20 protein-coding genes and 1 riboswitch are annotated in these 21,710 nt (G+C 71.6%); of the genes, 5 read left to right on the top strand and 15 right to left on the bottom strand.

What is annotated here, in order from left to right; all coding sequences use genetic code 11:
* Positions 1 to 46: 46 nt before the first annotated feature.
* The 3 genes from AB0E98_RS02155 to AB0E98_RS02145 form a co-directional block, all read right to left on the bottom strand.
* A complete protein-coding gene (locus tag AB0E98_RS02155) occupies positions 47 to 1,279 on the bottom strand; it encodes an ArsA-related P-loop ATPase (protein ID WP_361697589.1) in 1,233 nt (410 codons plus the stop codon).
* 41 nt (positions 1,280 to 1,320) lie between these two features.
* The gene (locus AB0E98_RS02150; RefSeq protein ID WP_311614346.1) at positions 1,321 to 1,770 is read right to left on the bottom strand and encodes an SRPBCC family protein; all 450 of its coding nucleotides are present in this window, start codon (positions 1,768 to 1,770) and stop codon (positions 1,321 to 1,323) included.
* A gap of 84 nt (positions 1,771 to 1,854) precedes the next feature.
* Complete coding sequence (locus AB0E98_RS02145) at positions 1,855 to 2,616, bottom strand: metallophosphoesterase (protein ID WP_361697587.1); 762 nt, start codon at positions 2,614 to 2,616, stop codon at positions 1,855 to 1,857.
* 268 nt (positions 2,617 to 2,884) lie between these two features.
* Between AB0E98_RS02145 and AB0E98_RS02140 the strand changes: the two genes are divergently transcribed.
* Positions 2,885 to 4,681 (top strand): AMP-dependent synthetase/ligase, encoded by a 1,797-nt coding sequence (locus AB0E98_RS02140; protein ID WP_361697585.1) that lies wholly within the window; start codon positions 2,885 to 2,887, stop codon positions 4,679 to 4,681.
* A gap of 54 nt (positions 4,682 to 4,735) precedes the next feature.
* Here the strand turns inward: AB0E98_RS02140 and AB0E98_RS02135 are convergent, their stop codons facing one another.
* Positions 4,736 to 5,878, bottom strand: coding sequence for a glycosyltransferase family 4 protein (locus tag AB0E98_RS02135; protein WP_361697583.1), 1,143 nt, complete (start codon positions 5,876 to 5,878; stop codon positions 4,736 to 4,738).
* Positions 5,879 to 6,001: 123 nt separating this feature from the next.
* On the opposite strand from AB0E98_RS02135, the gene AB0E98_RS02130 reads away from it, so the two are divergent.
* Positions 6,002 to 7,243 carry a glycosyltransferase 87 family protein gene (locus AB0E98_RS02130; protein ID WP_361697581.1) on the top strand — a complete coding sequence of 414 codons (1,242 nt, stop codon included), beginning with the start codon at positions 6,002 to 6,004 and terminating at the stop codon, positions 7,241 to 7,243.
* 104 nt (positions 7,244 to 7,347) lie between these two features.
* Here AB0E98_RS02130 and AB0E98_RS02125 read toward each other — a convergent pair whose 3' ends face one another.
* From AB0E98_RS02125 to AB0E98_RS02105, 5 genes are all read right to left on the bottom strand, one after another.
* Positions 7,348 to 8,442 carry a hypothetical protein gene (locus AB0E98_RS02125; protein WP_361698131.1) on the bottom strand — a complete coding sequence of 365 codons (1,095 nt, stop codon included), beginning with the start codon at positions 8,440 to 8,442 and terminating at the stop codon, positions 7,348 to 7,350.
* 118 nt (positions 8,443 to 8,560) lie between these two features.
* Positions 8,561 to 9,634 (bottom strand): NlpC/P60 family protein, encoded by a 1,074-nt coding sequence (locus AB0E98_RS02120; protein ID WP_361697579.1) that lies wholly within the window; start codon positions 9,632 to 9,634, stop codon positions 8,561 to 8,563.
* Between the two features lie 280 nt (positions 9,635 to 9,914).
* Positions 9,915 to 10,991, bottom strand: coding sequence for an NlpC/P60 family protein (locus AB0E98_RS02115; RefSeq protein ID WP_361697577.1), 1,077 nt, complete (start codon positions 10,989 to 10,991; stop codon positions 9,915 to 9,917).
* Between the two features lie 218 nt (positions 10,992 to 11,209).
* A complete protein-coding gene (locus tag AB0E98_RS02110) occupies positions 11,210 to 12,580 on the bottom strand; it encodes an NYN domain-containing protein (protein ID WP_361698129.1) in 1,371 nt (456 codons plus the stop codon).
* Positions 12,581 to 12,602: 22 nt separating this feature from the next.
* Entirely contained in the window at positions 12,603 to 12,845 is a 243-nt protein-coding gene (locus tag AB0E98_RS02105) for a hypothetical protein (protein WP_361697575.1), read from the bottom strand.
* 146 nt (positions 12,846 to 12,991) lie between these two features.
* On the opposite strand from AB0E98_RS02105, the gene AB0E98_RS02100 reads away from it, so the two are divergent.
* Positions 12,992 to 13,711 (top strand): rhomboid family intramembrane serine protease, encoded by a 720-nt coding sequence (locus AB0E98_RS02100; protein WP_361697573.1) that lies wholly within the window; start codon positions 12,992 to 12,994, stop codon positions 13,709 to 13,711.
* Positions 13,708 to 13,989 carry an Lrp/AsnC ligand binding domain-containing protein gene (locus tag AB0E98_RS02095; RefSeq protein WP_311614355.1) on the top strand — a complete coding sequence of 94 codons (282 nt, stop codon included), beginning with the start codon at positions 13,708 to 13,710 and terminating at the stop codon, positions 13,987 to 13,989. The genes AB0E98_RS02100 and AB0E98_RS02095 overlap by 4 nt, the downstream gene beginning before the upstream one ends.
* Before the next feature lie 88 nt (positions 13,990 to 14,077).
* Here the strand turns inward: AB0E98_RS02095 and AB0E98_RS02090 are convergent, their stop codons facing one another.
* The 6 genes from AB0E98_RS02090 to AB0E98_RS02065 all read right to left on the bottom strand — a co-directional run bounded on the left by AB0E98_RS02090 (position 14,078) and on the right by AB0E98_RS02065 (position 21,086).
* Positions 14,078 to 15,373 carry an aminotransferase class V-fold PLP-dependent enzyme gene (locus AB0E98_RS02090; RefSeq protein WP_361697571.1) on the bottom strand — a complete coding sequence of 432 codons (1,296 nt, stop codon included), beginning with the start codon at positions 15,371 to 15,373 and terminating at the stop codon, positions 14,078 to 14,080.
* 120 nt (positions 15,374 to 15,493) lie between these two features.
* A riboswitch (SAM riboswitch) is annotated at positions 15,494 to 15,610 on the bottom strand.
* A gap of 94 nt (positions 15,611 to 15,704) precedes the next feature.
* A complete protein-coding gene (gene trpD / locus AB0E98_RS02085; RefSeq protein ID WP_361697569.1) occupies positions 15,705 to 16,766 on the bottom strand; it encodes an anthranilate phosphoribosyltransferase in 1,062 nt (353 codons plus the stop codon).
* 148 nt (positions 16,767 to 16,914) lie between these two features.
* Positions 16,915 to 18,543: a cytochrome bc complex cytochrome b subunit gene (locus tag AB0E98_RS02080; RefSeq protein WP_361697567.1), complete on the bottom strand. Its 1,629-nt coding sequence runs from the start codon at positions 18,541 to 18,543 to the stop codon at positions 16,915 to 16,917.
* Positions 18,540 to 19,592, bottom strand: a complete 1,053-nt coding sequence (locus AB0E98_RS02075) for a Rieske 2Fe-2S domain-containing protein (RefSeq protein WP_361697565.1) — start codon at positions 19,590 to 19,592, stop codon at positions 18,540 to 18,542. Before AB0E98_RS02075 ends, AB0E98_RS02080 begins: the two co-directional genes overlap by 4 nt.
* Positions 19,589 to 20,398: a cytochrome c gene (locus AB0E98_RS02070; protein WP_311614360.1), complete on the bottom strand. Its 810-nt coding sequence runs from the start codon at positions 20,396 to 20,398 to the stop codon at positions 19,589 to 19,591. Before AB0E98_RS02070 ends, AB0E98_RS02075 begins: the two co-directional genes overlap by 4 nt.
* Positions 20,399 to 20,465: 67 nt before the next feature.
* Positions 20,466 to 21,086 carry a heme-copper oxidase subunit III gene (locus AB0E98_RS02065; RefSeq protein ID WP_311614361.1) on the bottom strand — a complete coding sequence of 207 codons (621 nt, stop codon included), beginning with the start codon at positions 21,084 to 21,086 and terminating at the stop codon, positions 20,466 to 20,468.
* A gap of 216 nt (positions 21,087 to 21,302) precedes the next feature.
* Between AB0E98_RS02065 and AB0E98_RS02060 the strand changes: the two genes are divergently transcribed.
* A complete protein-coding gene (locus AB0E98_RS02060) occupies positions 21,303 to 21,704 on the top strand; it encodes a hypothetical protein (RefSeq protein WP_361697562.1) in 402 nt (133 codons plus the stop codon).
* The last annotated feature ends 6 nt before the right edge of the window (positions 21,705 to 21,710 follow it).

Raw genomic sequence — 21,710 nt, 5'->3', positions numbered from 1 at the left:
GCTGGCTGGATTTTCCTTCGACGTTACCCGAACGACGCCGGGCCGTTCAGGGCGTCCGGGGCCACAGGCCTGGGTCGGGGACGAAGCGCACGCACAGCTCGCCGTCGTGGAGCCCGGCCCCCGCGACACCGCAGCGGCGCAGCGCGGAGGGCAGGGTGAGGACGCGGCGGAACGGTCCGGCGGAGACGACGAGTTCGTCGCCCCGGCGGACCAGGTCGAGGCCCTCGCGCGAGGCGCCGGGCAGCGGGATCCGCCAGATCAGCATCCCGTCGGCGGCGAGGCGGTCCTCGACGGCCCAGGGTTCGGCGGGCGGGCGGTCAGCGGTGGGCAGGGTGGCGCGGGCGGCCAGGACCTCCAGGTCGTCGAGACCCTGGGGGGCGCGGCCGAGGTGGGGCAGTTCGCGCACGGTGACGCCGTCGGCGAGGAACTCCTCGCACAGCGTCTTATGGGCGCCGCGCCGTTCGGCGGCGAGCGCGGCCAGCCAGGGGTCGGTGGAGTCCTCGGGCAGCAGCCGGTTCGCCACGAGCGAATCGATCCGGCAGCCCTGGAGGGCGAGCCCGGCGCGGGCGGCGCGCAGGGCGGCGAGGGCCTGCGGGCCGGGTTCGGCGACGAGCCGTACGGTCGTGCCGGGCGCCTCCAGGACGTCGCGGACGGCGGTCAGCTCCCGCTGCCAGCGTTCGGCGGTCTCGTAGAGCCGCTGGGCGGGCATGGGCACGCCGGCGAGCTGGGCGAGCATCGGGCGCAGCGCGCGGGCGGCCTGGCGCTCGGGGGGCAGCAGACGGCGCAGATAGCGGCTGAGCTGCTCGGGGAGGCCGAGCAGGGCCACGGTTTCCAGCAGGGGCGGCATGTCGACGACGAGCAGGTCCCAGCGGTCCGGCTCGGCGTGGGCGGCCCGGAGGGCGGCGAGCAGGGCCAGGGGTTCGGCGCCGGGGAGTTCGGTGAGCTCCTCGGGGTCGAGGGGGGTGGCGCCCAGGAGGTCGAAGACGGAGGTGCCGCGCTCCTGGAGGTCGCCGGCCAGGGCGCGGAAGTGCGCGGCCGGGGCCACGCGGGCGGCCCACAGTCCGGGGGCGGCCGCCACGGGCGGCGCCCACGGTCCGCCCCGGCCGTCGTCGGCGCCCTCGGTGGGGAGGGCGGTGCCGAGGACGGCGTCCGGGGCGGGGCCGCGGTCGCTGGTGAGCAGCAGTGTGCGGCGTCCCGCGCGGGCGGCGGCCAGCGCGGTGGCCGCCGCGACGGTGGTGCGGCCCGCGCCGCCGGGACCGGTGACGAGGACCGTGCGCAAGGAGAGCCCTTCAGGCGGAGTGGTGCGTGATGGTCAGGGGGTCAGGACGCGGCGCCGCTCTCGACGCGGGTCTTCAGCCCGTCGAGGGCGCGGTCGATGATGACCTTCTCCGCCTTGCGCTTGATCATGCCGAGCATCGGGATCTTCACATCGACGGTGAGCGTGTACGTCACCTTGGTGTGCTTGCCGCCGGCCTCGGGCTCCAGGCTGTACGAGCCGTCGAGCTGGCGCAGCATCTGGGACTTGTCCAGGGACCACTCGACGACACCGGCCGCGGGCCAGCTGTAGTTGAGGGTGTGGTCGTCCTTGATGGCGCCGGCGTCGAGGACCAGGCGCACCTTGCTGGCGCGGCCCTGCTCGTCCGTCTCCAGCACCTCGGCCTGCTTGACCTCGCCCGTCCACTCCGAGTAGCGGCCGAAGTCGGCGATGACCGCCATGACCTCTGCCGGCGTCGCCTCGATAGTGATGCTCGAGCTGGTGTGTTCGGCCATCTGTGTGGCTCCTCCGTACCGGTGCGCGCCCTGGTGAATGGTCAGCTGAAAGGTCTGCCGGTGCAGGCTACCTCCCGCCGCGAGTCACCACTCCAGCACCCAGGGTGTCGCGGTGGAGGCGAAGTGGCCGACATTGACGCATTCGGTCGCCCCGATGCGCATCCTGCGCGCCAGCGGCTGGTGAACATGGCCGAAGAGCGCGTATCTGGGGCGGGTGGCGCGGATGGTCTCCAGCAGGGCCGCGCTGCCGCGTTCGAAGCGGCGGGCGACGGTGTCGTAGCAGAGCTCGGGCACGTCGGGCGGGATGTGGGAGCAGAGCACGTCGACCTCGCCGAGGGCCGCGAGCTTGGCGGCGTAGGTCTCTTCGTCGATCTCGTAGGGGGTGCGCATGGGCGAGCGCAGGCCGCCGCCGACGAAGCCGAAGACGAGGCCGCCGATCTCGACGCGCTCGCCGTCGAGGACGGTGGTGCCGGGGCGGGCGAATTCCGGCCAGAGGGTGGGGATGTCCACATTGCCGAAGGTGGCGTAGGTGGGGGTGGGGAAGGCGGCGAAGAGCTCGGCGTACTGCTTGCGCACCGCTTCCTCCACCGCCTTGTCGCGGTCGATGCCCTCCCACAAAGCCCGGGAGAGGGCGCGGGCCTCCTCGAAGCGGCGGGCGGTGCGCAGCTCGACGATCCGGTCGGCGGCCTCGACGCCGAACAGCTCGGGGAAGATGCCGCGCGAGTGGTCGGCGTAGTCGAGGAAGAGGACCAGGTCCCCGAGGCAGACCAGGGCGTCGGCACCGTCGCCGGCGCGCGCCAGTCCCTCGGCGTTGCCGTGCACGTCGCTGACCACATGGACTCGCATACGGATCACCCTAGGTGCTGTGGCGGGGCCTCCGGAAGGGTCCCGACCTGCGGTTACTTCCCGGTCACCTGGCCGAGGGGCTAGGGTGCGGGGAGCGGTCCCGTGGCATGTGACGCATGGAACATCTGGGCGCGACCCTCTATTCGAAATCCGTACTGGTGGGTAACGTCCGGGCAGTCCACACCCCCTACGCCTGATCATGGACCGCAGCCGACGCAGCGCCCCTCGAAGACGCGGCGGCGCCGGCGCCCGACGAGGAGCAGCAGTCTTGCGCGAGTTCAGCCTTCCGGCCCTGTACGAGGTCCCCGCCGACGGCAACCTGACGGATCTCATCCGCCGGAACGCCGCTCTCCACCCCGAGGTGGCCGTCATAGGGCGCAAGGTCGACGACCGCTGGGAGGACGTCACCGCCGCCGGCTTCCTGGCCGAGGTGCGGGCCGCCGCCAAGGGACTGATGGCCGCGGGGATCAAGCCGGGCGACCGGATCGGCCTGCTGTCGCGCACCCGCTACGAGTGGACGCTGCTGGACTTCGCCATCTGGAGCGCGGGCGCGGTGACCGTGCCGGTCTACGAGACCAGCTCCCCCGAGCAGATCCAGTGGATCCTCGGCGACTCCGGCGCCGTGGCCTGCCTGGTGGAGACGCCGGCGCACGAGGCGGCGGTCACGTCGGTGCGCGACCGGTTGCCGGACCTCGCCAACATCTGGCAGATCGAGCGCGGCGCCCTGGACCGGCTGCGGGCCGCGGGTGAGTCTCTGCCGGACGAGGCGGTGGACGAGCGGAGCGCGCTGGCCACCGCGGACTCGCCCGCGACCATCGTCTACACCTCCGGCACCACGGGCCGCCCCAAGGGCTGTGTGCTCACCCACCGCAGCTTCTTCGCGGAGTGCGGCAATGTCGTCGAGCGACTCAAGCCACTGTTCAACACGGGCGAGTCGTCCGTGCTGCTGTTCCTGCCCGCCGCCCATGTCTTCGGCCGCCTGGTCGAGATCGCCTCGGTGATGGCCCCGATCCGGCTGGGCCTCGTCAGCGACATCCGCAATCTCACCGACGACCTCCAGGGCTTCCGGCCCACGCTGGTCCTCGGCGTGCCGCGCGTCTTCGAGAAGGTCTACAACGGCGCCCGGGCCAAGGCCCAGGCCGACGGCAAGGGCAAGGTCTTCGACAGGGCCGCGGAGACTGCCATCGCCTACAGCCGGGCGCAGGACACCGCGGCGGGCCCCTCCTTCGGCCTGCGGCTGAAGCACAAGATCTTCGACAAGCTGGTCTACAGCAGGCTGCGCGCGGTGCTCGGCGGCCGCGCCACGCACGCGATCTCCGGCGGCGCCCCGCTGGGCGAGCGCCTGGGCCACTTCTACCGGGGCATCGGCTTCACGGTGCTGGAGGGCTACGGCCTGACGGAGACGTGCGCCGCCACCGCCTTCAACCCCTGGGACAAGCCGAGGATCGGCACGGTCGGGCAGCCGCTGCCGGGCTCGGTGGTGCGGATCGCCGACGACGGCGAGGTGCTGCTGCACGGCGAGCACCTGTTCACCGGCTACTGGAACAACGAGGCCGCCACGGCCGAGGCGCTCTCCGACGGCTGGTTCCACACCGGTGACCTCGGCACCCTCGACGAGGACGGCTTCCTGCGCATCACCGGCCGCAAGAAGGAGATCATCGTCACCGCCGGCGGCAAGAACGTCGCCCCCGCCGTGATCGAGGACCGCATCCGGGCGCACGCGCTGATCGCCGAGTGCATGGTCGTCGGCGACGGCCGCCCGTTCGTGGGCGCGCTGGTCACCCTCGACGAGGACTTCCTGCCGCGCTGGCTGGAGCAGCACGGCAAGCCCGCCGGGCTCACGGCCGCCGAGCTGACCGACGACCCGGACCTGCTCGCGGATGTGCAGAAGGCGGTGGACGACGGCAACGCGGCGGTCTCCAAGGCCGAGTCGGTACGCAAGTTCCGCATTCTCCCCGCGCAGTTCACGGAGGCCTCCGGCCATGTGACGCCGTCGCTGAAGCTCAAGCGGAGCGTCGTCGCGAAGGACTTCGCGGACGAGATCGAGGCGATCTACCACGGCTGACCCGCCGTCAATGGGTAAGGGGCTCGCGCCAATGCGCGAGCCCCTTACCCATGACTAGAGGAGTTCCTTCAAGCGTTCCGCCAGCAGGTCCCAGCGCCACCGCTCCTCGACCCACGCGCGCCCGCGCTCGCCCATGCGGCGGCGCAGCTCCGGGTCCTTCAGCAGGGTGACGATCCGGTCGGCCGCCTCCTCGGCGGAGCCGCCGCGGACGACATGGCCCGTCTCCCCCTCCAGCACCGCGTCCGGGGCACCCCCCGAGTCCCCGCCGACCACCGGCAGGCCCGTCGCCGACGCCTCCAGGTAGACGATGCCGAGCCCCTCGACGTCCAGGCCGCCCCGGCGCGTGCGGCAGGGCATCGCGAAGACGTCGCCCGCGCCGTAGTGGGCGGGCAGTTCCTCCCAGGGGACGGGCCCGGTGAAGCGGACGGCATCGGCGACACCGGTCTTGGCGGCGAGCTCGCGCAGGTCTTCGGCGTAAGGGCCGCCGCCGACGATCAGCAGCACCGCGTCGGGCACGGCCGCGAGGACCCGGGGCATGGCCTCGATCAGGGTGTCCTGGCCCTTGCGGGGGACGAGCCGGGAGACGCACACCACGACCGGCCGGTCCGCGAGCCCGAGCCGGGCCCGGGTCTCGGCGCCGCCGGAGGCGGGGTGGAAGGTCTTCTCGTCCACGCCGGGCGGCAGTTGCGTCATGCGTGCCGCCGCCTCGTCCGTCAGCGCGGAGGCGATCCGGGACCTCGTGTACTCCCCCAGATAGGTGATCGTGTCGACGCCCTCGCCGATCCTGCGCAGCAGTTGCCGCGAACCCGGCAACTGGGCCCAGGCCGCCTCGTGCCCATGGGTGGTGGCCACCAGCCGGCGGGCCCCGGCCCGCCGCAGCGCGGGCGCCATCAGCCCCAGCGGCGCGGCCGCCCCGAACCACACCGACGTACAGCCGTGCTCCCTCAGCAGCTCGGCCGCGCGCCGGGTCACCCGGGGCGTGGGCAGCAGCATCGTCGTCCGGTCGCGGACCACCGGGAAGGGCTGCTCGGCGTCGAAGCGGGCGGTGGCCTCACGGCCCTCCTCGCTCCGCTTCCAGGTGGAGGCGTAGACGACGATGCTCGCCGGGTCCAGGCGCAGCGCCATGTTGTGCAGGAAGGCCTGGATGCCGCCGGGGCGGGGCGGGAAGTCGTTCGTGACGATCAGGGTCTTGTGCATCGCCGCCGACAGTACCGGGTTCGAACAGCCGTCAACCGCGCCGCGTCGCCGCGCGCGCGGGCCCCCTCGACCGGCATGATTCCTCTCAGTTACCACGCGCCTACGGCGGGATGAGGTGAAGTGATGGTGGCGGGCACTGGTCTGCGGCTCTCGATCGGGGTGTGGGCCGTCACCCGGGCCGTTCTGATGATGTGCGTGTTCCGGGTCTGGGACATGCCCGGCTCGGACGTGTCCGTCGACATCGAGGTGATCTACCAGGGCTGGTACGGCGTCCTGCGCGGCGGAATCTTCCCGTACGACGACGTGACCTGGCAGTACCCGCCGGCCGCCGCGCTGGCCGTACTCGCCCCCGGACTGCTGCCGTTCCTCCACTACGCGCCGGCGTTCTTCATCCTCTGCCTCGCGGCCGACGCGGCCGTCATGGGAATGCTGCTCTACTCGGTGCGCGACGGCCGGCGCGGCCCGCTGGGCGTCTGGGTGTGGGTGACGGGCGTACCGCTGCTCGGGCCGATCGTCTACGCCCGTTACGACGTGATGGTCACCGCCGTCGCCGTCGCCGCCCTGCTGGCGGTGGGCCGCCGCACCCGGCTGGCGGGGTCCCTGATGGGATTCGGCGCGCTGCTCAAGATCTGGCCGGTCCTGCTGGTCATCGGCACCCCGCGCGGCCGCGCCACCCGGTCCGTCTGGAGGGCGGCCCTGGTGGCGGCGGGAGTGCTGGGCATGTTCTTCACGGCCGCGATGCCGGGGGCGCTGGCGTTCCTGACCTTCCAGCGCGACCGGGGCACCGAGGTGGAGTCCCTGGGATCGCTGGTCTTCCATCTGGCCCGGCACATCGGCTGGCACGGCAAGGCACGCCTCAACTACGGCTCGGTGGAATTCCTCGGCCGGCACGTCCACGCGGTGAGCGCACTGGCCCTGGGGCTGAGCGTGCTGGCGTTCGGCTGGCTGCTCCTGTGGCGGCTGCGGGCCCGCCGCTTCACACCGACGACGCCGTACGACGCGGCGTTCACGGCGGTGCTGCTGTTCACCACCACGAGCCGGGTGATCAGCCCCCAGTACATGATCTGGCTGATCGGCCTGGCGGCGGTCTGCGTCACGATGCGGACGCCGCGGCAGCGGTTGCCGATTCTGCTGGTGCTGCTGGCCGCGCCGCTGACGCAGTTGGAGTTTCCCATCTGGTTCTCGCATGTGGTGGCGAGCGACAAGTTGGGGGTGGCGACGCTTACGTTGCGGAACGGGTTGTTGGTGGCGGCGACGGTTGTGGCGTGCGCCAGGCTGTGGCGCGAGACGGTGACCGAAGGTCACCAGCCGGAAGGGGAGCCGGAGCCGCCGGCGGAGCGGGAGTCGGCGCTCGTGCCCAGCTAGTAGCCCGGGTGCGGGCCGGTGGTCGCGTTGTGCCCACCCTCCCCCAGCTACCGCTGGGAGGTGCCCCCAGCCCTGCGGAACGCCTGCCCACAACGCGCGGCATCTCAAAAGGCGCCCGCCACATACGAGCGCCACCGTGTCGTGAAGTCCCCCGCGCTCACCCCCAACACCTCCCGGAAGCCGTCCTTCCCCTCCCCGGCCCCCCGGTAGAACGCCGCGAGCGTCCCCTCGCCCCACCCCTCCGCGATCAGGCGGCAGGCCAGCCAGCCCCCCTCGTAGGCCCGCGCCAAGCGCCCCGCCTCGCCCGTGAAGGCGAAGTCGCCGTTCGCGGGCAGCCCCGACGGCAGGTCGCCCGCGTCGACGGACGCGGCGAGTTCGGGGGCGGCCTGCCGGGCCGTGCGGTCCGTGCCCCGGTACGCGGCCCAGTCGGCGAAGCCCTCGGAGAGCCACTTCGGCGTGGCCGCCGTCGTCACCGCCCGCGTCGCGACGTGCACCGTCTCGTGCGTGAGCACGATCCGCCGGCCGAAGTCGCCGAGCTCCCCGTACGCCTCGGGATTGACGACGACCCGGTCGCCCGTGGCCACGGCCGCCATCCCCCGGTAGTTCGCGGCGGGCGTCTCCAGGAGGGCGCCCATCCGCTCCAGGGAGGCGGGCACCTCGACCACCACACACTTCGCCCAGCGCCCGCCCCACGCCGCGTCCACCGCCGGTACCGCGGCGTCCGCGAGGCCTGCCACCTCGCGCAGCAGTCGCTCGTCCTGGCCCACGCCCAGGACGAGGCTCCGCCCGCCCCGGACGGCCGTGACCCGGCCCTGCTCCCACAGCTGCCCCGCCACGTGCCCGGCCTCCTGCCCGGCCACGTACCAGCGACCGTCCCGCCGCGTCAGCGTCAGCCGGAGCGGGGCGGCGACGGGAGCCGTGTCGTACCCCGCGAGCCGGTAGCGCACCTCCGCCTCGGCCACCGTGCCCGCGAGCCGCACCGGCCGGTACTCCCAGGAGGCCAGCGGCACGGCGGCGAGATTGGCGAACACCAGGCGGCGCTCGGCGCGGTAGCCGTCGGCTGCGGGGTCGATGACGGCGAGGTACGCGTTCTCGTCCCGCTGCCGTACCGCCGCCGCCCAACGGTCGAGCAGCCGCCGCACGGACGCCTCGTCCGGCTCGGGGGGATCGGCGGGGGCGCCGGGACCGCAGCCCGTCAGCGCGGCCGCGGCGAGCCCGAGTCCGAGGCCGCACACCGCCCGCCGCCCGATCGGCCTGCCGCCGCCACCGTCACCGTCCGTCACCCCCGCATCGTACGCACCGTGCGGGCGGCCGCCCTCAGGGGCGGGTGACGGACGAGATGGGCATCATGTCGGCCCGGTCGTAGCGCACCCGCGCCCCCGGGTAGGGCGCGTGCACGACCTGGCCGTTGCCCACGTACATCCCCACGTGGCTGGCGTCGTCGCGGTAGATCACCAGGTCTCCGGGGCGGGCATGGGAGAGGGAGACGTGCCGCCCGGCGTTGCGCTGCGCCTGCGAGGTGCGCGGCAGGCCCACCCCGGCCCGCCCGTACGCCCACTGCATCAGCCCGGAGCAGTCGAAGGCGCCCGGCCCGGTGGCGCCCCAGGCGTAGGGCGAGCCGACGGCCTGGCGGACCGCCATGGCCGCGGCGAGGCCCCGGCCGGAGCCGACGGCCTCGGTGACGTCGCCGAGGGACGGCAGGGCGGCGGCCCGCAGCGGGCCGCCCGAGCGCTCCTCGGAGCGCGAGGCGCGGGCGTACTGCTCGCGGTCGGCGTCCGGCAGGGAGTTGAGCAACCGGCGGGCGGTGGCGAGTTTGTCCTCGACCTCCCGTTTGTGCTGCTCGACCGCCCGGCGGCTGTCCTCCAGCTCGGCGAGGGTGCGGGCGGCCTCCTGGCGCTCCTGGCGCAGGGTGCGCTGGGCGGCCAGCAGGGCGCGCAGCCGCTCGGCCTGACGGCCCGTGACGCGGTCGAGGGTGGCGGCCTTGTCGAGGTAGCCGTCGGGGTCCGAGGAGAGGATGAGCTCGATGGCGGGGTCCACGGCACCGTGGCGGTACTGGGCGGTGGCGATCAGTCCGAGGGCGTCGCGCATCCGGTTGACCTTCTCCTGGCCGCGCGCGACGCGGTCGGCGACCTGTTCCACGCGCTCCCGCAGGGCGTCGGCCCGCTCCCCCGCCGCGTTGAACTTCTCGGTGGCCCGCTCGGCCTGTTCGTAGAGCCGGTCGAGCTGTGCCTTCACCGTCCCGGGGGCCTTGGAGTCGTCGGCGGGGGCACCGGGCCGGGCGAGCGCGGGGGCCGCCGAGAAGGCGGCCGCGGCGGTGGCCATGGCGGCGGACAGGACGGTGACCCGGACACTCTGGGTGAGACCGGACTGCGAACGGCGATGGGACGCCACGGGGTGCCGCACTCCCTTCCACTGTGTGCGGACCCTGCCGCCCGGTCGACGGGCGGACGACGGCCGGGTACCGCGCGCCAGACAGTAGCGGCGCGCTCACCCCCGGTTCAAAGACCTCGCGGGCGGGAAAAGCGGCGCCCCGCCGTCAGACGCAGGTCATCGGCGGGGCGCGGTGTCACTTGCCGTAGTCGCGATTCGCCCGAAAGGGCGGCATGGCGCGGCGGAAGTGATGAACGGCGGAGGTTCAGCAGAGGTGTTGATCCCATCGACGTCGATCGGATCAGCCGATGCGCACACCGAACTGGAACGGCATGTTGCCCATCGCCTCGTAGCGCACATAGGCACCCGTACGGGGCGCGTGGAAGACCTGACCGTTGCCCGCGTAGAGGCCGACGTGGTGCTGGTCGCCGTAGAAGATGACCAGGTCGCCGGGCTTGAGCTGACTCTGGTCGTAGATCCGGGTGCCCGCGTTGGCCTGGTCCTGGGAGATGCGCGGGAGGGAGACGCCGGCCTGGCCGTATGCCCACTGGGTGAGGCCGGAGCAGTCCCAGGTGGACATTCCGGTCGCACCGTACTCGTAGGACTTGCCCTCCTGGCTCTGCGCGTAGGCCAGGGCGGCGGCGCCGTGGCCGGAGCCCGCGGGGATGTTCGGGCGGGTCTCGGAGCGGTTGGCGCGGCCGCTGTCATCGCTCTTACCGCCGCCGGACGTCTTACCGCCGGAGGAGGAGCCCTTCTGGTCCGCGCCGCTGATCTCGGCACGTTCCTTCTCGCTGAACTGGTTGAGCACCTTCTGGGCGTCGGCCAGCTTGCCCTGGATCTCGTCCTTGCGGTCCGCGAGCGCCTTGCGGGTGGACTCCAGGTCCGTGAGCTTGCCGGCGGCCTGCGCGCGGTCCTGCTTGATGACGCGCTGCTTGGCGGCCATCAGCCGGAGGGTGTCGGCCTGCTTGGCGCTCAGCTGGTTGAGCCTTGAGGCCCGGTCCAGGTAGGTGTCCGGGTCCGAGGTGAGCAGCAGCTGGAGCGTGGGGTCGATCGAGCCGGTGCGGTACTGCGAGGTGGCTATCAGGCCGAGGGCGCCGCGCATCCGGTTGAGCTCGTCCTGGCCGCGCGCGACCTTGTCCTGGAGTTCGCCGACCTGCTTCTCCAGCTTGTCGTGCTGCTCCTTGGCCCCGTTGTACTTCTCGGTGGCCTGCTCGGCCTCTTCGTAGAGCTTGTCGACCTGGTCCTTGGCCTCGGACTTCGACAGCTTGGTGTCGGCGTGCGCGGCCTGCGCGGAGAGGGCGACGGCCATGGCCGCGGTCGCGGTGAGCACGGTGGCCCGAGTGCGGCTCGGCTTCTTGGGACGACGGTGGGACGCCACGGAGACGAGCTCCTTCTTCTCTGGGCCGCCCGCCGCGCGAAGTCCTGGGGCGCGGCGGGACCTTCATCGCGCATCCCGAACGGATGAACTGCCGGATGAAGGTTCGAGGCACGACCCTAGTGACCACCGTCGCCACCGTTCAAATTTTCGTGCGAAAAATCTTGGTCAGCGGCGCATCCTTTACCAACCTGACACAGTCGGTAATGACCACTTGACGGTCAGGTGCGTGCAAGTCGCTTCAGCAGCAGGGCCGATGCCACGGGCCGCGCCCCCGCCTTGGCCACCCCGTCCGCCACCTCGCGGTCCGTGGAGACCACCACGACCGGCCGGCCCGGCGGCTCGGCCCGCACCAGCTGACGGATCAGCTCGTCCGCCGTCACACCCGGCTTGCTGAACAGCACCCGTACCCCGCGCGGCGGCGCCAGCAGCACCGGGGCGGCCAGCTCCGCGCCGTCGAAGACGCACGTGACCTCGGCGCCGGACTGCGCGGCCAGCATCGCCAGCCCGCCCAGCAGCCGCAGCCGCTGCTTGTCCAGCGGCATCGTCGGATAGCCGGTCTTGGTGACGTTGTAGCCGTCGACGAGCAGATGCGTCTGAGGCAGCGCCAGCAACTGGTCCAGCAGCGCCGGATCGGTCTCCGACAGCGCCCGCGTCGCGATGTCCCGGGGCGTCATCGTGCCCGGCCGCACCGCGTCCACCGTATCCGCCGGGGGCACGGAGACCGGCGGCAGCGCCAGCTCGCGACGCAGCCCCTGGGCCGCGTCCAGCACGGTGTCCAGCAGCAGCCGCAGCCGGACGTCCTCCACGCTGCGGCCCTCGCGCGTCGCCCGGCGGCTCGCCTCCAGGGCCGCCTCGGCCTCCGTGAGCCGGGCCTTGGTCCGCCGCGCCTCGCCCTGCGCCGCCGCCTTCTCGGCGGCGGCCTCGGCGCGCAGCGCCTCCAGCTCGCCCTGGGCCTTGCGCAGCGCCGCCTCGCCGCGCCGCACGTCGCTCTGCGCGCTGCGCAGCTTGCGCTGCAACGATTCGGTGTCCCGCCGGACGACCTCCAGCTCGGCCCGGACCCGGTCGGCCTCGGCCTTCGCCTCCGCCCGCGCCGCGGCCAGCTCCTCGCGCAGCCGCGTCAGCTCGTGCCGGGCCTCCTCGTCGGCCCGCTCGGCGCTCGCCCGGGCCGCCTCCTCGCCCGCGGCCGTGACCAGCTTGACCCAGCCGGCCGGCCGCAGCACGAACGCCATGGCGGCCACGTCCTCCGGATCGGCCGCCGCCGGCGGCGAACCGGCCTCCAGGGCCTCCGCCAGCTCCGAGCCGGTCTCCCGCAGCCGTGCGGAGATCCGCTGCCGGAAAGCCGTGTCGCTCTCCACGGCGGCGGCCATGGCGTTCCCCGCGAACTTGGCCCGACGGGACGGGGTGAACCGGGCGTACTGCCGCAACTGGGACGGCAGTTCCGCGACCGTCAGTCCGCCGAACGCCTCCGCGACAAGCCCGATGACCCGCCGCCTGATGCCTTCGGGCAGCGGGCGGTCGAGCACCTCGCCGACGCCGTCGTCGGCCCCGCCGGCGTCACCGGCCGCCTCCACGCCGTCCGTGTGCTCCACCACCGCTTATCGCTCCCGTTCGTCAGGCATCGGCGCCCGGCCGGGCCACCAGCTCGATCTGGTCGACGGCGTTGCACCAGCGGCAACGCACGGACTCGATCGTCTCACTGACGATCTCGCGCTCCTCCACCGCGGGCTCCCCCGCCAGGTCGAGGTGCGTGAACTCCACGGCCTTGGTCGTCCGCGTGACGTCGAAACGCGTGAGGTTGCCGCACAGGGTGCAGCGCCACCGGGTCCCGGCTGTCGGCTGGGGAACAACGCCCATCGTGTCGTCCGTCCTCGTCTGTGGTCCGCGGGGTGCTCCCCGTAACCCTACGGCCTGCCGGTCGCCGGGCGCGGGGCGTGCGGCCCGCACGGACGGCCCGGCGAGGCGCTCTGCACGGGTTGCGCCCGGTACGCCATGATCTGGCCATGATCGAAACGGCAGGGCGCCCGAGCCACGCCGGCACCCCCTGGGTGACCTGGACGGTCCTGGCCGTCTGCGGCGCGGTCTTCCTGATCGGCCCCGTCTCCGGCCTGAATCCGGCCTACGGCACCGGACCCGGACTGCTGTCCGCCCAGACCGACTACTTCGCGCGCTGGGGGGTCGTGCCCCAGGAGCTCCTCCACGGCTCCCCCTGGGCTCTGTGCACCCCGCTCACCGCGCTCTTCGTCCACGGGAACTGGCTGCACCTGCTGGGCAACATGCTCTTCCTCCACGTCTTCGGCGCCATGACCGAGGCCCATCTGGGCCGTGCCGCGTTCCTCTGCTGCTACCTCCTCACCGGCTATCTGGCCCTGTTCGGCTACGCGGCTGTGCACGCCCACTCCGAACGCACGCTCGTGGGGGCGTCGGGGGCCATCTCCGGGGTGCTCGGCGCGTTCCTCTATCTCTTCCCCAGGGCGCGGGTCACCAGCCTCTTCCCGTTCCTGTTCTTCCTGCCGCTGCGCTTTCCCGCCTGGGCCGTACTGCTGTTCTGGTTCGCGCTCCAGTGGCTGGCGACGGGGACGGACGCCGGGCGCCCCGGGGTCGCCTATCTGGCCCACGTCGTGGGATTCGCACTCGGATTCGGCTACGCCTGGGGCCTTCGGACACCTGCGGCTAGAGTGAAGGACGCAGCCAGGTCCATCGAAGGAGACAAACCGACGTGATCACTTCGATCGTGCTCATCAAGACCGACGTGGACCGGATCCCCGAGATCGCCGAGAGCATCGCCGCCATCGAGGGCGTGAGCGAGGTCTACTCGGTCACCGGTGGCGCCGATCTGATCGCGATGGTGCGAGTGGCCCGGCACGACGACCTCGCGGACCTCATCCCGGGCCGGATCAGCAAGGTGCCGGGCGTGGCCTCGACGGAGACCCACATCGCCTTCCGCACGTACTCCCAGCACGATCTGGAAGCGGCTTTCGCGATCGGCCTGGACAACTAGCCGACGCCCCGCAGGGCCGCGGGGCAGTGTCGAATGCGGCTGGCGCCGCGTAGGCGCGACCGGCCGACGTCGGCCCGCACCCAAAGAACTACGGAACAACAAGCTCCCGCACAGCCCGCACAAACCGCTCCACATGCTCATCGGGCGTACCCGCCCCAAAGCTCACCCGAACCGCGTTGAGCACCGAGCGCCCCTCGTCAGGGGACCCGCACTCGCCGTCCGCGTCCCGGTCCCCGTCCAGCAGAACCCGCACCAGCGGATGGGCGCAGAACAGCCCGTCGCGGACCCCGATCCCGTACTCGGCGGAGAGCGCGGCCGCGAAGCGGGAGCTGTTCCAGCCGTCCACGACGAAGGAGAGGACGCCCACGCGCGGCGCCTCCTCGCCGAACAGCGACAGCACCCGCACCCCCGGGACGTCCGCCAGCCCGGCCCGCACCCTCGCGATCAGCTCCCGCTCCCGCTCCACCAGCCGGTCGAAGCCGGCCTCCTGGAGCGCCTTGCAGGCGGCGGCGATGGCGTAGGCGCCGATGACGTTGGGCGAGCCCGCCTCGTGCCGGGCCACGGTGTCGTGCCACTCGACCTCGACCCCGCCCTCCGCGTTCCGGGCCACCCTGCGGCTGGCGCCGCCGCCCGCCAGATACGGTTCGGCCTCCCGCAGCCAGTCCGCGCGCCCCGCGAGCACGCCCGCGCCGAACGGCGCGTACAGCTTGTGCCCGGAGAAGGCGACCCAGTCGACGTCCCACTCGGCGACGTCCACGGGGTGGTGCGGCGCCAACTGGGCGGCGTCCAGCACGATGCGCGCGCCGTGCGCGTGCGCGGCCGCCGCCAGCTCCCTCACGGGCCACAGCTCACCGGTCACATTGGACGCGCCGGTCACACAGACCAGCGCCGGGCCGTAAGGGTCCCGGTCGGCCAGCGCCCGCTCCAGCGTCTCGACGGCCTCCCTCGGCGAACGGGGGGCGTCGAGGCAGGTGACCTCGGCACCCCGCCACGGCAGGAGGGCGGCGTGGTGCTCGGTCTCGAAGACGAACACCCGGCAGCCGGCGGGCAGTACGGACGCCAGGAGGTTCAGCGAGTCCGTGGTGGAGCGGGTGAATACCACCTGGTCGTCCTCGCGGCAGCCGAGGAAGGAGGCGACGGTGGCCCGGCAGCCCTCGAACAGGTCGGTCGACAGCTGCGAGAGGTACCCGGCGCCCCGGTGCACGCTGCCGTAGTACGGCGCGTAGGCGGCGACGTCGTCCCACACCCGCTGCAACGCCGGTGCGCTGGCGGCGTAGTCGAGCGCCGCGTAGGTCACCTCGCCCCCGGCGGCGAGCGGGACGCGGACGTCGCGACCGAGGACGGGCAGCGGCTCGGTAAGGGTGGCGACAGGGCATGCGGACATGGCGAATTCTCCCGGTAAGGGCGATGGATGAAGGCGTACCGGAGAAGGGGCCGAAGCGGCCCTATCGCATTCGCTGCAACACGGAAGGATCTCCCTCGACAACCAGGATCCCTGGCGAGGGATCCGCGCTTGCCGCAGACGTCGCTGCCTGCGGCCTGGTCATCACCCGGGGCACCCCGCCACGGAAGGAGGGTTGCCGGACAGCAGGCCGGGGCCGATTTGCTGTCACTCGTGACCTTGGCCAGGAGTATGGCATACGTTTCGGGTCAACGGCCCGGTGAGCGGGGAAAATCCCGCCCACCGGACACCGGACAAAGCGCGCCGCAGGCGGCTACGCGTTGCTCGCCTCCACCCACTTCTCCAGCACCCGCCGGGCCGCGCCCGAGTCGATGGACTCGGCCGCCCGCTCCATCCCGGCCCGGATCCGCTCCGTGAGCGGCGCGTCCGTCGGCGTCAGGGCGGCCAGCGCGGCGGCGGAGTTGAGCAGCACCGCGTCCCGGACCGGGCCGGTCTCCCCGGCGAGCAGCCGGCGGGCCACATCCGCGTTGTACGAGGCGTCGGCGCCCCGCAGCGCCTCGATGGGCACCAGGTCGACGCCGACGTCCCGGGGGTCGAAGGACTCCTCCCGCACCCGGCCGTCCCCCACGATCCACACCCGCGAGGTGGCCGTCGTGGTGAGCTCGTCGAGCCCGTCGTCACCGCGGAAGACCAGCGCCGAGGAGCCGCGCTCGGCCAGCACCCCGGCCAGGATCGGCGCCATCCGGGCGTCCGCTACGCCGGTCGCCTGGGCCTTCACCCGCGCGGGGTTGGTCAGCGGGCCCAGCACGTTGAACGTCGTGCGGATGCCCAGCTCCCGGCGGGCGGGGGCCACGTAGCGCAGGGCGGGGTGGAACTTCACCGCGAAGCAGAAGGTGATGCCGGCCTCCTCGGCCACCTCCACCACCCGGCGCGGGGTCAGCTCCAGATTGACCCCGAGCTTCTCCAGGACGTCCGAGGCGCCGCTCGCGGAGGACGCGGCGCGGTTGCCGTGCTTGACGACCTTCGCCCCGGCGCCCGCGACGACGATCGAGGACATGGTGGAGATGTTGACGGTCTTGGCTCCGTCGCCGCCGGTGCCCACGATGTCGACGCTGGGGCCGGGCACCTCGATGAGATTGGCGTGCCGGTACATCGCCCGGACCAGGCCGGAGATCTCGGCGACCGTCTCGCCCTTGGCCCGCAGGGCGACCGCGAAACCGGCGATCTGGGCGTCGGTGGCCTCCCCACGCATGATCCGGTCCATGGCCCAGGCCGTGTCGTCGGCGCCGAGGTCCACTCCACGCAGCAGGGTGTCCAGGAGGCCGGGCCAGGTGTGAGCCACCGAGCGCTCGCCGCCTGCGGGGGTCACGTTCATGGTCCACACTCCTGTGGTCGGTCCCTGGTGGGGACCTCCGAGGGCCCCCGTTACGCGGTCCAGCCTATCCACGTCCGGGAACGGCGAAGAGCCCCGTCCAGTACTGGACGGGGCTCTTGCCGTGGCGATCAGTGATCAGCTGGGGGGATCAGTGGTGGCCGTGGCCGCTCGTGATCTCCCGGTACTCGTCCGCGGTGGCCTTGGGGATGTGGGTCCCCTCGCCGTAGAAGCCCTTCGAGAGCTTCACGCGGAGCTTCTGGCCGGCCCCGAGCTTGCGGGCCACGCCGTTCTCGTCGACCTCGGGCTCGAGCTCGAGCGGCTCGGGCTGCTGGTGCGCCGTGAGGGTGTGCATCTGCTCCTGCGAGAGCGGCTCGTGGACCTCGACGAACTCACCGTGCGGCAGGCGCTTGATGATGCCCGACTCGCGGCCGTGCAGCACCTTCTCCTTGTCGCGGCGCTGGAGACCCATGCAGATCCGGCGCGTGGCGATGAAGGCGACGACCGGGGCGACGAAGAAGCCGATCCGGACGAACCAGGTGATGGCGTTGATCGACAGGTGGAAGTGGGTGGCCCACAGGTCGTTTCCACCACCGACGAGCAGCACCATGTACCAGGTCAGCCAGGCGACACCGAACGCGGTGCGCGTCGGGGCGTTGCGCGGGCGGTCCAGCAGGTGGTGCTCACGCTTGTCGCCGGTGACCCAGGACTCGATGAACGGGTAGACGGCGATGGCGGCCAGCACCAGCGGGAAGATCATCAGCGGGATGAACACGCCCAGGACGAGCGTGTGGCCCCACAGGTTGATCTCCCAGCCCGGCATCACACGGATGAGGCCCTCGGAGAAGCCCATGTACCAGTCGGGCTGGGCGCCGGTGGACACCTGGTCCGGCCGGTACGGGCCCATGGCCCAGATCGGGTTGATCGACGCGAGGCCGGCGATGGCCGCGATCACACCGAAGACCAGGAAGAAGAAGCCTCCGGCCTTGGCCATGTAGACCGGCAGCAGCGGCATGCCGACCACGTTGTTGTTCGTCCGGCCGGGGCCGGGGAACTGCGTGTGCTTGTGGTAGAAGACCAGGATCAGGTGCGCCACCAGCAGGCCGAGCATGATGCCCGGCAGCAGCAGGACGTGGATCGAGAAGAACCGCGGCACGAAGTCCGAGCCGGGGAACTCGCCCCCGAACAGGAACATCGAGACGTAGGTGCCGACGATCGGGATGGAGAGGATCGCACCCTCCATGAACCGGACACCGGTGCCCGAGAGCAGGTCGTCCGGCAGCGAGTAACCGGTGAAACCGGTGAACATGCCGAGGACCAGCAGCAGGAAGCCGAACAGCCAGTTGACCTCACGCGGCTTGCGGAACGCGCCGGTGAAGAAGACGCGCATCATGTGCACGAGCATGGCCGCGACGAAGATGAGCGCCGCCCAGTGGTGGATCTGCCGGATGAGCAGACCACCGCGGACGTCGAAGCTGATGTCCATGGTCGACTTGAACGCCTCGGACATCCGCATGCCCTGCATGGGGACGTACGAGCCGTGGTAGACGACCTCGTTCATGCTCGGGTGGAAGAACAGCGTCAGATACACACCCGTGAGGATGATGATGATGAAGCTGTAGAGGCAGACCTCGCCCAGCATGAAGGACCAGTGGTCCGGGAAGATCTTCCGCATGTTGACCTTGGCCAGGCTGTAGATGCCCAGTCGGCCGTCGGCCCAGTCGGCGACCCGCTCACCAGCGGGTGCCTTGCGGCGGTTGTCAGTGGTGGCAGTACTCATCCGCGCTCCCAGTACGCAGGACCGACGGGCTCGGAGAAGTCGCCCATGGCCTCAAGGTAGCCCTTGTCATTGACCTTGATCCGCAGCTGCGGAAGGGCGTGGCCGGCCGGGCCGAAGATCACTCGACCGCCGTCGGCGAGGTCGAAGGTCGACTGGTGGCACGGGCACAGCACGTGGTGCGTCTGCTGCTCGTAGAGGCTGATCGGGCAGCCGACGTGAGTGCAGATCTTGGAGTACGCGACGATGCCGTCGGCGGACCAGTCCAGGGACTTCTTGTCCTTGATGTTCTCCGGGCGGAGCCGGACGATCATCAGGGCGGCCTTGGCGATCTCCTTCTGGAAGTCGTGGTCCTCCTCGGACATGCCCTCGGGCATGGCGAAGGTGAGGGACCCGACCTGGACATCCTCCGGGCGCAGCGGCTGGAGGGTGTTCTGGTTGATGAGCATCTTGCCCTCGGACCAGGAGGTCTTGCGCAGCTTGGTGCCGGGCAGCGGACCGAGGTCGCGGAGCAGCATCACACCGGAGAGCGGCACCAGGGCCAGCGCGCCGAACATGGTGTTGCGCAGCAGCTTGCGGCGGCCGAAGGTCGACTCCTCCGCACCCGCCTTGAAGTCGGCCAGCACCTTGGCCTTGACCTCCGGGGAGGCCTCGATCGGGTGCCGGTCGTCGGCGGTCTCGACGTCGGACATCAGGGTGCGGGCCCAGTGGACCGCGCCCGCGCCGATGCAGAACAGCGCCACGCCGAGGGTCAGGCCCAGCGAGAAGTTCAGGGCGCTGATGTGACCGATCGGGAAGACGTAGATGCTCTTGTCGACCGGGAGGGACACATAGGCGGCGATGAAGCCGACCGTGGCCAGCATGGACAGGAGGAACAGGAACGCGACCACACGCTCGGAGCGCGCGGCGGCCTGCTCGTCGATGTCCTGCTTGCGGTGCTCGTGCGGCGGCAGCCCCGGGTCGGCGAACGGGTCGTCGGCGGTGGCTACGGCGCCGTGCGCGTCGCCCTGCGCGGCGGGCAGGGTCTCTTCAGGAATGTCTTGGCTACTCATGACTTCTTGGCCTTAGCGGTGTGGGCCGCGACCCAGATGGCGACGGCGATCATCGCGCCGAGACCGAAGATCCACGCGAAGAGACCCTCGCTGACCGGGCCGAGCCCGCCCAGCTCAAGGCCGCCCGGGCTCTTGGTCTTGTCGCTGTTGACCGTGTCGAGGTACGCGATGATGTCCTTCTTGTTCTTCTCCGACAGCGTGGTGTCGGGGAAGGAAGGCATGTTCTGCGGGCCCGTCTGCATGGCCTCGTAGATGTGCTTCGGGTTGACGCCCTCGAGCGAGGGGGCGTACTTGCCGTTCGAGAGCGCGCCGCCCTTGCCGGTGAAGTTGTGGCACTGGGCGCAGTTCGTACGGAAGAGCTCGCCGCCCTTCGCGATGTCGGCGCCCTCCGGGCTGTACTGGCTCTTCGTCGGCTGGGACGGACCCGCGCCGAGGGAGGCGATGTACGCGGCCAGCTGGTCGATCTCGGCCTGGGAGTAGATCGCCTTCTTGCGGGGCGCCTGGGCGCCCTGCTGCTGAAGCGGCATACGGCCGGTGGCGACCTGGAAGTCGACGGCGGCGGCGCCCACGCCGACCAGGCTCGGCCCGTCGGTGGTGCCCTGACCGCCGGTGCCGTGGCAGCTTGCGCAGCCCACGGAGTAGAGCTTCTTGCCCTCCTCGATGGCGAGGGACTGGGCGCTGTCATCGGCCTTGGCCGTGTCGGCCGGCGCGAACGCGGCGTACAGCCCCCCAGTTACCGCCAGCGCGAAGAGTAGGACGACGACCGCCGCCAGCGGATGGCGTCGTCGTGCGGAGAGCTTTTTCACGGATTACCCCGGTGTCAGGATCTTCTGCGTCGATCTGGACTGTTGGTCCGGTGCGGGACAGGACCGATTACTTGATCAAGTAGATCGTGGCGAAGAGGCCGATCCACACCACGTCGACGAAGTGCCAGTAGTAGGACACGACGATGGCCGCCGTCGCCTGGTGGTGGGTGAACCTCTTGGCCGCGTACGTCCTGCCCAGGACCAGCAGGAAGGCGATGAGACCGCCCGTCACGTGCAGGCCGTGGAAGCCGGTCGTCAGGTAGAACACCGAGCCGTACGGGTCGGAGGAGAGGGAGAGGCCCTTCTCCTTGACCAGATCGGTGTACTCGAACACCTGGCCGCCGATGAAGATGGCACCCATCACGAAGGTGATCATGAACCACAGGCGCAGCTTCTTCACATCACCGCGCTCGGCGGCGAAGACGCCGAGCTGACAGGTGAGCGAGGAGAGCACCAGGATCGTGGTGTTGGTCGCCGAGAACGGAAGGTTCAGCGCGGACGCCATTTCCTTCCAGTGGTCGGGGCCGGTCACCGATCGCAGGGTGAAGTACATCGCGAAGAGGGCCGCGAAGAACATCAGCTCGGAACTCAGCCAGATGATGGTTCCGACGCTGGTGAGGTTCGGTCGATTGACCGACGGGTGCGCGTGCCCGGTATCTGTTGCTGTTGCTGTCGCCACGACCGACATTATGTCGGTCGCTTATCTCGCGCTCACCCCGGGGGGTGCCGTTCGGTGTGTCAAGACCGTATGCCCAGCTCGTATGGCCCATTGGGATGGTCCCCCAAAGGGAGGAAGCGGCACTTCGGGCGCCCCGCGGGGGCCACCGACCCCTCCTCCCGGGCGGTGTTCGCGGAGTAGCATCCGCGCACAACAGCCCTGCCTGCCCACGAGCATGGAGGAACGATGCGGACGACCGCCACGGTGCTGGTCTACAGCGACGACGCGAGCAAGCGGGAGCAGGTGCGGCTGGCCGCGGGGCGGCGGCCGGCCGCCGACGTGCCCGAGGTGCGGTATCTGGAGTGCGCGACCCTGCCCGCGTTGCTGCGGACCCTGGAGGAGCACCGGGTGGACGTGTGCGTCCTGGACGGCGAGACGGCCCCCGCGGGCGGCATGGGGGTGTGCCGGCAGCTGAAGGACGAGGTGTTCCGCTGCCCGCCGGTGCTGCTGCTCATCGGCCGTCCGCAGGACGCCTGGCTGGCCACCTGGAGCCGGGCCGACGCGGCGGTCACCCATCCGGTGGACCCGGTGGCCCTGGTGGACGCGCTGGCCGGGCTGCTGAGGCAGCGGCAGTCGGTGGGCGCCTGACGGCCG

The organism is Streptomyces sp. NPDC037389 (assembly GCF_040636475.1).
GTDB classification, from domain to species: Bacteria; Actinomycetota; Actinomycetes; order Streptomycetales; family Streptomycetaceae; genus Streptomyces; species Streptomyces hesseae.
Note: the sequence above shows the minus strand (reverse complement) of the source record. Positions and strands in the feature narration are given on the sequence as shown.